At 46.9% G+C, this 9,976-nt stretch carries 14 protein-coding genes; 13 read left to right on the top strand and 1 reads right to left on the bottom strand.

Annotated features, from left to right (window positions below; translation table 11 throughout):
- Positions 1-117: 117 nt before the first annotated feature.
- The 6 genes from C5469_RS21445 (at position 118) to C5469_RS21425 (ending at position 2,308) form a co-directional block, all read left to right on the top strand.
- Positions 118-663, top strand: coding sequence for a hypothetical protein (locus tag C5469_RS21445; RefSeq protein WP_166310587.1), 546 nt, complete (start codon positions 118-120; stop codon positions 661-663).
- On the top strand, positions 650-1,075 hold the full coding sequence (locus tag C5469_RS23855; protein WP_166310585.1) for a glycoside hydrolase family 19 protein: 426 nt from the start codon (positions 650-652) through the stop codon (positions 1,073-1,075). Before C5469_RS21445 ends, C5469_RS23855 begins: the two co-directional genes overlap by 14 nt.
- A 31-nt stretch (positions 1,076-1,106) precedes the next feature.
- Positions 1,107-1,397 carry a hypothetical protein gene (locus tag C5469_RS21435; RefSeq protein WP_166310583.1) on the top strand — a complete coding sequence of 97 codons (291 nt, stop codon included), beginning with the start codon at positions 1,107-1,109 and terminating at the stop codon, positions 1,395-1,397.
- Positions 1,398-1,589: 192 nt separating this feature from the next.
- Positions 1,590-1,718, top strand: a complete 129-nt coding sequence (locus tag C5469_RS24150; RefSeq protein ID WP_278249787.1) for a hypothetical protein — start codon at positions 1,590-1,592, stop codon at positions 1,716-1,718.
- A gap of 47 nt (positions 1,719-1,765) precedes the next feature.
- Positions 1,766-1,966, top strand: coding sequence for a hypothetical protein (locus C5469_RS21430; RefSeq protein WP_166310581.1), 201 nt, complete (start codon positions 1,766-1,768; stop codon positions 1,964-1,966).
- A 57-nt stretch (positions 1,967-2,023) separates the two neighbouring features.
- Positions 2,024-2,308: a hypothetical protein gene (locus C5469_RS21425; protein WP_242689554.1), complete on the top strand. Its 285-nt coding sequence runs from the start codon at positions 2,024-2,026 to the stop codon at positions 2,306-2,308.
- Between the two features lie 80 nt (positions 2,309-2,388).
- On the opposite strand, the gene ampC is transcribed toward C5469_RS21425, so the two are convergent.
- Positions 2,389-3,546, bottom strand: a complete 1,158-nt coding sequence (ampC, locus tag C5469_RS21420; protein WP_166310579.1) for a class C beta-lactamase — start codon at positions 3,544-3,546, stop codon at positions 2,389-2,391.
- A 402-nt stretch (positions 3,547-3,948) separates the two neighbouring features.
- Here ampC and agaR point away from each other — a divergent pair, with 402 nt between their 5' ends.
- The 7 genes from agaR to agaF are packed head-to-tail and all read left to right on the top strand — an operon-like array spanning position 3,949 to position 9,851.
- Entirely contained in the window at positions 3,949-4,722 is a 774-nt protein-coding gene (gene agaR, locus C5469_RS21415; RefSeq protein WP_166310577.1) for a transcriptional repressor AgaR, read from the top strand.
- Positions 4,723-4,757: 35 nt separating this feature from the next.
- Positions 4,758-6,053 (top strand): D-tagatose-bisphosphate aldolase, class II, non-catalytic subunit, encoded by a 1,296-nt coding sequence (locus C5469_RS21410; protein WP_166310575.1) that lies wholly within the window; start codon positions 4,758-4,760, stop codon positions 6,051-6,053.
- Positions 6,050-7,267 carry an AgaS family sugar isomerase gene (locus tag C5469_RS21405; RefSeq protein ID WP_166310573.1) on the top strand — a complete coding sequence of 406 codons (1,218 nt, stop codon included), beginning with the start codon at positions 6,050-6,052 and terminating at the stop codon, positions 7,265-7,267. The genes C5469_RS21410 and C5469_RS21405 overlap by 4 nt, the downstream gene beginning before the upstream one ends.
- Positions 7,233-7,715: a PTS N-acetylgalactosamine transporter subunit IIB gene (agaV, locus tag C5469_RS21400; protein WP_207629291.1), complete on the top strand. Its 483-nt coding sequence runs from the start codon at positions 7,233-7,235 to the stop codon at positions 7,713-7,715. The genes C5469_RS21405 and agaV overlap by 35 nt, the downstream gene beginning before the upstream one ends.
- 10 nt (positions 7,716-7,725) lie before the next feature.
- Entirely contained in the window at positions 7,726-8,511 is a 786-nt protein-coding gene (agaW, locus tag C5469_RS21395; protein WP_166310571.1) for a PTS N-acetylgalactosamine transporter subunit IIC, read from the top strand.
- Positions 8,501-9,394, top strand: coding sequence for a PTS system mannose/fructose/sorbose family transporter subunit IID (locus C5469_RS21390; RefSeq protein WP_166310569.1), 894 nt, complete (start codon positions 8,501-8,503; stop codon positions 9,392-9,394). Before agaW ends, C5469_RS21390 begins: the two co-directional genes overlap by 11 nt.
- Positions 9,395-9,416: 22 nt before the next feature.
- Positions 9,417-9,851 (top strand): PTS galactosamine/N-acetylgalactosamine transporter subunit IIA, encoded by a 435-nt coding sequence (agaF, locus tag C5469_RS21385; RefSeq protein ID WP_166310567.1) that lies wholly within the window; start codon positions 9,417-9,419, stop codon positions 9,849-9,851.
- Positions 9,852-9,976 lie beyond the last annotated feature (125 nt).

Below are 9,976 nucleotides of genomic sequence, written 5' to 3'. Positions count from 1 at the left end.
CCCCGGATGGTTTGCCGCTGACGTGGATTTTACGCACGGAAGTGGGCGGGGGACCGCTGGCGTTGCTGAAACTGCGGGGATTTACGTTGCCGAAGGAGATCTTCGTGGAGGCCCCCGGTGATGACACCTCAGCGCCAGTCATGGATGATGAGTGGGGAGATGAATGATGGTGTACACCATGACACTATGAAAATTAAGCTGCCGGATTTTGTGAATAACACGAAGCATCTGGCAGATGGCCGAAAATATGTTATCTGTGGTTTTGACCAGATGTTGCACAGCTATGATGCGACTCACAAGATTTTTACCCCTTTAGGGGTCAGGATACAGCAGGAAATCGTGCTGGCAAAAACATTGACCAGTTCGATTACGGATAAAAATGGAGTGAACTGGTACAAAGTGACGCAGACCAGTTGGGTAAAACAGAACGGGGAACAGGTGGAAGAGGTCGATCAGCATGACCTGAATAAGCTGGGATTTCGTTTATTGGAAGAGAAAACGACCACGGATTTCAGTAAGTTGACGGGAGAGGAGTGTGTGAAAGCCTGGTTGCGTCATTTACTGGCGGTGGCGAAGCAGGACAGGCGGATGGAGCATGCGTTAGTCCCGGCCCGTTATGAACGTATTTTACGGAAGCTGGATAAAGACGGTGAAGCCGTTTAACAGTGGGAAGCCAATATGGCATATGCATCCTGTGGTGTTTTTGGATGGGATAAGAAGTAAAAATATAGAATTAATAACATTAGGAAATTATGTTTATGCGAACAGAATGGGAAATGGGAGTGAAGATAGTGGTGATGGTTACTTATATAGGGGGCGCGGAATTATACAATTAACAGGAAAACATATGTATGCTGAAATAAGCAGGATTTATTTAGCATATAATGCTAATAGTAGTGTTAACCTTATTGATAATCCGGATTTAATTACAACGGATATAACTATAGGATTAGAAACAGCATTTGCTTTTTGGATAAGTAAGAATATAAATGTTGCTGCTGACAGTGATGATATCAAAAGAGTAACAAAATTGGTAAATGGGGGAATGGATTGGCTGATAGAACTGCAAGATTAAATAATTTAAAAAAATATTATGAGGATATAATATGAAGAAGTATTTATTATTAGGCATATTATTTTTGAATTCGTATTCGTTAGCTACAACTTTATGTAAAAATAATGAGATTGTTGTTTTTCATTGTACTATGAGAGAGAGTAAGTTTTCTGTGTGTAAAAAAAGTGATTATATTTATTATAAACATGAAGAAAATAACAAAGTAGACTTTATTTATCCAAAAATAAATGGCAAAGGTGGTTTATATTTTAGTTATACAGGGTATAGTGGTGGTGGAGAAAGTCATATTAGATTTGAGAACAATAATTATCATTATATATGATAGAATAATAAGAGCAGAAGATTATGTCGGAAGACATCCTGATTTTGAGTCAGGGATCAGTATAATGAAAGATGGAAATTTAATTAGCAATCAAAAATGTGAGATGAGTTCAGGGATAAATGAAAATGTCAGTCGCTCTTTATTGAAAGAACAATTTGTTGATTTACCTAATTAGGTTAATAGGAAATTCTCATGGAGAAATTGCTGACCGGCTGGGCGAAACTCTTGGGCTTGAAATTGAAAGAGAGTGATTGGAATTATGAAATGCATTATATTATTTTTTCTTTCTTTTGTGTCTTTTATATGTCAGGCACAGGATAATATTGTATAAGGGCCTTTTTCGCTAGATAAGCATTTGACTATTTCTTTTGTTGAAGGAAGGACATAAATCAATTTCACTTGTGGCAAAATATGGTGAAAATAGAAAGGTGATTGATAATTATAATGTTTATGATGGTGTCCCAGAAGTTAAAACTATTTTCTTTATCTTTGTTGATAAAATTAAGAATGCTGCTGTTCTTGTATCATGGAATGAGGAAAATATCAGCGCTATTCGTTATACCCAATAGATTTCAAATTGCAGCGCGGCGGCAAGTGAACGCATCCTCAGGAGCATAGATAACGATGTGAATACTGGCCTTGGCACACAGGTGTCACCGGGCAAGGTGCTGACCACCACACTGAAATATCTGACTCTGAATGCCTCAGCTCGCAGGATTGGTACTGCCATACAGAGAGGACATGACTCTCATGCACAAAGTGCTAAAGGTAAGGCGCGTTATTGGACTGTGGCCATTATTAAGGGATTGGCCAATATCATGGGCGGTGCTAGTAGTGTAATAAGTGGTGCGATCTCAGGTGGTCACCGTATGGAGTCGGTGACCGCTGGTTTGGAAGCCTTACTGGCTTAACGACTCGATATGTCATGGATAACGCCTCCTGGGGAGGCATTGTCGCTGCCAACAGACACTGTATTTAACGCAATTGCGCGTTATTTCAGTGCCTTGAGGATTTGCCAGGCCGCTTTGATGCGCGCCTCGTTGGGGTAGTTTTTGTTGGCCAGCAGCACAATACCCATTTGCTCTTGCGGCACAAACGCAACATACGCGCCGAAGCCATTGGTGGAACCGGTTTTATTGATAAAAAGTGCATCCGTTGGCGGCTCTGGCGGCGATAGTTCCGTAGTTTTGTTGGCCTGATAAGCGATCTGCGCCGAGTTGCCGCTCAGTACCTGCTCAAGGGTAACGGGCCAGTGATAAAGCTCCCAGCCCAGCCCTTGCGTCATTTCACCCACCCGGTAATAGCCGGTATGGGTTGCCCGAATGGCCTGTGTCAGCTTGCTGTCACCTACGTGGGAAGGATCGATATTCGCATCAACGAAGCCGATCATCTCCTGTGCACTGGCTTTCAGACCATAGGCTTCCTCATCCAGCACGCCCGGGTTTATGCGAATCGGTTTATTCTCTTTTGAATAACCCAATGCATAATTTTTCATCTCCTGCGCGGGCACGTTAAACCAGATATGGTGCAGACCAAGCGGTGAAAGGATCTGGTTTTTCACTAGTATTGAGTAAGGTTTTTCGAGGCGTTGGGCAACGATATAACCTGCCAGGCCAATGCTGGGATTGGAGTACTGGCGGTAGGTTCCGGGCGTGTACTTTGGCTGCCAGTGCTGGAACCAGTCCACCATTTTGCTATTGTTGTCGATCTCATTAGGGAATTGTAACGGCAGGCCGCCCGCGGTGTAGGTGGCAATATTCAGCAGCTTTATGTTGTCAAAGGCGCTGCCTGCAAGCGGTTTAAAATGCTGGCTGGCTTTATCGGAGAGGGAAATGGCTCCCGTCACCTGCGCCCAGGAAATCAGGCTGCCGGCAAAGGTTTTGCTGACCGAGCCTAGTTCAAAGATTGTCTCTTTGGTGACCGGCGTGTTGCTTTCTTTTGATGCGTCACCGTATTGATAGAAAAAATGTTGACCGCGGAACGTTACCGCAATCGCCATTCCTGGAATGTCATATTCCTGCATCAGGGAGTGTATGGTCTTATCAACAGTATTTGTCAGACGGGTCTGATCGGGTGTATTCGAGGCTTGAGCGCCGAGAGAAGCGGCAAGCAGCAGACTGCCAGTCAGCACTGAAAATCGTTTTGTCATTTGTGTCGTTTCCTTAATTACAGGCGAGAGCTTTCAGTCCTGGATTTTATCAGGATTTGCACATCTAATCTTAAAGTTGTGATCTCTATCACCTGTTGAAATAAAACTTTGTACTCGATGATTGAAAACAAAGGGCTTTCGGTTTTTTGGTATCAATTTTCGTCGAAAAGGTGGATAAGGACTGATTCCGGGATAAAACAATAATAATCATAAAACCGAAAGTATTCTTTCGTTTGGTTTTCAAATGAAACGTTTTCGGTTGGTTTTTGTCTATATAATAGACTGTAATACCGATCACAATTTCATTTCATTGCTTTTGCTGTAATTAAACCGAAAGAGAGAGAAAGCAATTCATCACAGGCGACGTGAATATGTCGCTGGAGATCTGAGGAGCATAACGGAATGACTGTGGATACCGTAAAAAGACGTGAACAGATTATCGACCTGCTGTGCCATGAGGGTAGTGTACGTGTTGAGCATTTGAGTTCTCGTTTTGGGGTTTCTAGCGTCACTATTCGTAATGACCTGCGTTATCTCGAGCAGAAAGGCTGCGCTTTGCGTTCCTATGGTGGGGCCATGTTGAATCAGCAATTCGCCTTTGATCGCCCCTTGCAAGATAAGGGGAGGATGAATCGTGATGTGAAATCGCGCATTGCGGCTAAAGCAGCACAGTTTGTTAAGGATGGCGATGCTCTGATCCTTGATTCTGGCTCGACTACCACGCAAATTGTGCCACATCTTAAGGAGCGGCGTGATTTGGTGGTAATGACTAACGCTTTGAATATCGCCTATGAGTTGGCGGGATTTGACCAGATAAATGTGATGGTGCTTGGCGGGAGTGTGCGTCAGAACTCCTACTCGCTCTACGGTCCGGCTGCGGAACAGCAATTGCGTCAATATCGCTTTAATATTCTGTTTCTTGGCGTCGATGGGTTTGATCTGGAAGCAGGGATAACCACACCACACCCCGGTGAAGCCCACCTTAATCGCGTAATGTGTGAGGTGGCACATGAAATTATTGCTGTGGCGGATGCCAGTAAATTTGGGCGCAGAAGCTTTTGTATGATCCGTCAGGCCGGACAGATTCATCGGCTGATTACTGACAGCCGGGTCCCCGATAACTACAGGCGAGCATTAACTGAACTCGGCGTGGATGTGATTATTGCCGACGAGTAGTTCTTACCGAAGTTCTTGCTCGCATGGGAGATACCATGCAGTCACTATTACAACTTATCCGTCGCCACAAATCAGGTGAAGCGGTGGGGATCTATTCAGTCTGTTCCGCCCATCCCTGGGTATTGGAAAGTGCTTTGCGCATAGCCAAAGTACGTAAAACGTCGGTGCTGATTGAAGCAACGTCTAATCAGGTTAATCAGTTTGGCGGTTATACCGGTATGCAACCCGTTCAGTTTCGTGATGCAGTTTGGCAACAGGCCGATCGCATTGGTTTACCGCGTGATCGTATCTGGTTGGGAGGCGATCATCTTGGACCGAATGTTTGGCAAGATCGTCCCGCTGAGCAAGCAATGAAGCTGGCAGAAACCTTGATACATGATTATGTGGCTGCGGGATTTCGTAAGATCCACCTTGATTGTTCTATGTCCTGTGCTGATGATCCGATACCGCTTGGCGACAAGGAGGTTGCGGTACGGGCAGCTCGTTTATGTCAAGTGGCTGAGCGTTGTTGGCAGCAGGTGGAGGGAGAACCGCCTGTTTATGTGATAGGTACCGAAGTGCCCGTCCCGGGCGGCGCTAAAGAAGCACTGGCAGGAATGCAAGTCACTACGCCTCAGGCAGCGGCCACAACGTTGAATGTGCATCAACAAGCCTGGCAGTTGGCTGGGCTGGAACAGGTATGGCCGCGAGTGATTGCGCTGGTGGTTCAACCGGGTGTGGAGTTCGATCACCATCATGTCGAACACTACCAATCTGAACGTGCGACGGCCCTGAGTAAATATATCGAGTCTCAACCGTATTTGGTCTATGAAGCCCATTCTACTGATTATCAAACGGCGCAAGCTTACCGTGAACTGGTACGTGATCATTTCGCTATTCTGAAAGTTGGCCCAGCGTTGACGTTTGCCCTGCGTGAAGCGCTTTTCGCGCTCGATAAGATCGATGGTGAATGGAATAGTGAACAGCAAGCCGCTCGTCTGTGTGCCACTTTGGAACAGGTCATGCTTGAGCAGCCGGAGCACTGGAATCGCTATTACCACGGTACACCACATCAACAACTTATTGATCGTCAATACAGTCTGAGCGATCGCGTGCGTTACTACTGGCCGCACCCGCAGGTACAACAGGCCGTTAATACTTTGATGGATAACCTGCGCTGTCGTCCAGTTTCCCTTTCATTGCTAAGTCAGTACCTGCCAGAGCAAGCGCAGGCAGTTAATGCGGGACGGTTGGACAATGATCCGCACGCTTGGGTATTGGATAAGATTTGTTCTGTGTTGCTGAGCTATGCGCAGGCTTGTGAATTTGAGGTACAAGGAGCGTTAGTATGAGTGAACTGTTTTCCTATACCGAAGCCTGGCTACGTGAGCATCACGGGCTATACACTGCCAGAGAAATTCATCAGCAGCCTGAACTTTGGCGTCAGTTATATCAAAGCCTGCAACGTGAGGAAGAGCTGTGGCAACCGTTTTTGGCGCCTCTGTTGTCTGACCCAGAGTTACAAATAGTACTGTGCGGCGCAGGTTCCTCTGCATTTGTTGGGCGCGCTCTGGCGCCTTGGTTACGTGAGCAGTGTGGGCTGAATGTGGTCGCGTACAGTACGACGGACATTGTGCCTTCTCCTTTGCAATATCTTGATCCAACGCGTTCAACATTACTAATTTCTTACGGGCGTTCCGGCAATAGCCCGGAAAGTGTAGCGGCGGTACAACTGGCTGATCAGTTGTTGCCGCGCTGTTATCACTTAATGCTGACTTGTAATCCTGATGGCGCGTTGGCGCGTTATGCCGAAGGGCGTTCCCACGTTTGTTCGCTGAACATGCCACAGAGTTCTCATGATCAAAGTTTTGCCATGACTTCCAGTTTTAGTTGTATGACGCTGGCAACTGTGTTGCTGCTGGGGCCATTAACACTGGAACAGAGCCGCGAGCCATTGATGACGATGGCCGTGTTGTGTGAACGGGAGTGGAAGCAGTGGCAGGTACAGACTAAGTTGCTGGCACACAGTGGTTTTAAACGCATGATGTGTTTGGGTTCCAGTTGTTTTACTGGCGTAGCAGAAGAAGGCGCTCTCAAGATGTTGGAGTTGACCGCCGGGCATGTTGCTACGCGTTACGACTCGTCAATGGGAGTACGTCATGGGCCGAAGTTTATGATCGAACGGGATACATTGGTCGTCATGATGCTCTCCGCTGATCAGTATCGCCGTCGTTATGATCTCGATCTATGGTATGAGCTGAATCATGACGGATTGGCGTGTCAAATTGTTGCACTGAGTGGCACACCGGGGAAAGGGTTCACCGTGATTAATAGTGAACAAGACGATATCTGGCTGTTGTTCCCCTATTTGATGTTTTTGCAGATGTTAGCGTTTGAAACCTCGCTGGCACTGGGCATAACGCCAGACAATCCATGTCCGACAGGGGAGGTCAACCGCGTGGTGAAAGGGGTGGAAATTTATCCTTACCCTCTAGCGTACTCACAAACAACTGAATGTAGCAGGAGTGATTATGTCGATACCGAATATTTTAATGACTCGAATTGATAACCGGTTGGTGCATGGTCAGGTCGGTGTGACTTGGACCAATTCACTGGGAGCTAATCTGGTATTGGTGGCTAACGATCAAGTTGCCAGTGATTTGGTGCAGCAGAACCTGATGGATATGGTGGTTTCCGATGGGGTTCAGACTCGCTATTTCACCTTACAGAAAACCATTGATGTGATCCATAAAGCGGCTGAACGCCAGAAGATTTTTATCGTTTGTAAAACGCCGCAAGATGTACTGACGCTGGTCAAGGGAGGGGTACCGATTAACTTTGTCAATGTGGGCAATATGCATTTTGCCGAAGGCAAACGTCAAATCCATAAAACGGTTTCGGTTGATGACGGTGACGTGGTGGTGTTTCGTGAACTGGAGCAATTAGGCGTCACTTGCGAGGTACGGCGAGTGCCGGACGAAGCGGGAGAACCCATCGTTAAGTTACTGGCCTGAGAGGTGAGTTATGCTGATTGATGCGATATTGATTGGATTATTGGCAGGGTTGGCGGGGGTGGATCTCTTTGATGGGTTGACCCATTTTCACCGTCCGGTAGTGATTGGTCCATTAGTTGGGCTGATTTTAGGAGATGTACAGACGGGTTTATTAGTGGGGGGGACGCTGGAGCTGGTCTGGATGGGAATGGTGCCGCTGGCTGGCGCTCAGCCGCCAAATGTGGTGATTGGCGGCGTGATTGGTACGGCATTTGCCATTCTGACGAATGCTGACCCTAAAGTCGCGATTGGTATCGCCGTGCCGTTTTCCATTGCGGTACAAGGTTGCATTACGCTGCTCTTTACTGTGTTCTCACCAATGATGCATAAATGCGATCAGATGGTGAAAGAGTTGAACTGGCGTGGTGTGGAGAGGGTGAACTATCTGGGTATTACCATTCTGTTTTGCTTCTATTTTATCGTGGCATTTTTGCCAATTTATTTCGGTGCTGATGCTGCCAGTGTCATGGTACAGAAAGCACCGCAGTGGCTGCTAGATGGTTTAGCGGTTGCTGGCGGTATGATGCCCGCCATCGGCTTTTCAATGCTGATGAAAATGATGATGAAGAAGACCTATGTTGCCTATTTCATTCTGGGTTTCATTTCGGTCACATTCCTTAATATGCCGATTATCGCCGTGGCACTCGGCGCATTTGCGATTGCTCTAATCGATTTCTTTAACCGTTCCCGTATGGAAGATGTGGCTGAACGCAGCACACCTACCACCCAGTCTCAGGAGATGGAAGATGGCATTTAACGACACCGATACTGCTATGGCAGATAAAGCTGAGAAAAGGATGGCACAGGCGTTGGCGACCAGTCAGGTTGAGCAAGATGATTATCAGGACAGTATGCCGGGTGAGGAGCTGACTAAAGGCGATCTGAATCGTATGGCGTGGCGCTCTTTGTTGCTACAGGCATCATTTAACTATGAGCGTATGCAGGCGGGGGGCTGGTTGTACACCTTGATCCCCGGATTGCGTAAGATCCATAAGAACCCGCAGGATCTGGGGAATTCTATGAAGATGCATATGGAGTTTATCAATGTGCATCCATTTGATGTCACTTTACTGTCCGGTTTGGTGCTGGCAATGGAGCGAAATAAGGAAAAAATCTCCACTATTCGCGCGGTGAAAGTGGCGCTAATGGGACCGCTGGGCGGGATTGGTGATGCATTGTTCTGGTTGACTTTGTTACCTATCTGTGCCGGTATTGGCGCATCTTTGGCGCTACAGGGGAGCTTGTTTGGCCCCATCGTATTCTTGTTGCTATTCAACATCGTACATTTCGGTTTGCGTTTTGGTTTGGCCCATTATGGCTATCGGGCGGGTATCAATGCATTAGCGTTGTTAAAAACACATACTAAAAATATCTCTCATGCGGCATCAATCGTCGGGATGACGGTGATAGGAGCGCTGGTGGCTTCGTATGTCCGTTTTTCGACGCCGGTAGTGGTGAATGCTGGTAAAGCGAGTGTGGCGTTGCAGAAGGATGTTCTGGATAAATTGATGCCTAATTTATTGCCGTTGTGTTTCACCCTGTTGGTGTTTTGGCTGATGAAAAAGGGATTCTCGCCGGTCAAGTTAATTGGTTTGACGGTGGCGTTCGGCATTGTGGGTAAATTTGTCGGTTTTCTTTAACAAACGACGTTGAGGGAATGGAATGTTAGGTATTGTAATCACCGGGCATGGTCGTTTCGCCAGCGGTTTGTTGCAGGCAGTGGAACAGATAGTAGGGCAACAGCCCCAATGTTGCGCTGTCGATTTTCCTGAAGGAGTCAGTACTGAACAATTGCTGGTGTTGTTGGAGGAAGCTTGCATTGCCTGCGATAGTGGTGATGGTGTGATTATTCTCAGTGATTTACTGGGTGGCTCACCGTTCCGGCAGGCAGCACAACTAGCGATAACCAATCCACATTATGAAGTTATCACCGGTACGAATATGCAACTGGCGGTAGAAATGATGCTGGACCGTGAAGGTCTGGTGCCAAAAGTATTTCGTGATATGGCGCTAGAGTGTGGGCGGCGGGGGTTGACTAGCCTGTGGCATGAACAGCAGAAACAGGGATATAGCAGCCCAAATCTGGATGGTATCTAAGGAAATGTCATGAACGCATCCCACCTAACATTGACTGGGTGCACAAAAGATGAACAGTGAGATGTGGAGCCTCACAGATTTCCGGCATCATAGTGCCCAATACGGGATGCCTAGTGCTCCCTCAG

The organism is Photorhabdus cinerea, assembly GCF_011189575.1.
GTDB classification, from domain to species: Bacteria; Pseudomonadota; Gammaproteobacteria; order Enterobacterales; family Enterobacteriaceae; genus Photorhabdus; species Photorhabdus cinerea.
Note: the sequence above shows the minus strand (reverse complement) of the source record. Positions and strands in the feature narration are given on the sequence as shown.

What these genes read in the sequence shown, in the direction of transcription:
- C5469_RS21410 (WP_166310575.1), top strand. Translation starts at nt 4,758, where the DNA reads ATGCAGTCACTATTACAACTTATCCGTCGCCACAAATCAGGTGAAGCG.
- C5469_RS21405 (WP_166310573.1), top strand. Translation starts at nt 6,050, where the DNA reads ATGAGTGAACTGTTTTCCTATACCGAAGCCTGGCTACGTGAGCATCAC.
- C5469_RS21390 (WP_166310569.1), top strand. Translation starts at nt 8,501, where the DNA reads ATGGCATTTAACGACACCGATACTGCTATGGCAGATAAAGCTGAGAAA.
- agaF (WP_166310567.1), top strand. Translation starts at nt 9,417, where the DNA reads ATGTTAGGTATTGTAATCACCGGGCATGGTCGTTTCGCCAGCGGTTTG.
- agaR (WP_166310577.1), top strand. Translation starts at nt 3,949, where the DNA reads ATGACTGTGGATACCGTAAAAAGACGTGAACAGATTATCGACCTGCTG.
- agaW (WP_166310571.1), top strand. Translation starts at nt 7,726, where the DNA reads ATGCTGATTGATGCGATATTGATTGGATTATTGGCAGGGTTGGCGGGG.
- C5469_RS24150 (WP_278249787.1), top strand. Translation starts at nt 1,590, where the DNA reads ATGGAGAAATTGCTGACCGGCTGGGCGAAACTCTTGGGCTTGAAATTG.
- ampC (WP_166310579.1), bottom strand. Translation starts at nt 3,546, where the DNA reads ATGACAAAACGATTTTCAGTGCTGACTGGCAGTCTGCTGCTTGCCGCT.
- agaV (WP_207629291.1), top strand. Translation starts at nt 7,233, where the DNA reads ATGTCGATACCGAATATTTTAATGACTCGAATTGATAACCGGTTGGTG.
- C5469_RS21435 (WP_166310583.1), top strand. Translation starts at nt 1,107, where the DNA reads ATGAAGAAGTATTTATTATTAGGCATATTATTTTTGAATTCGTATTCG.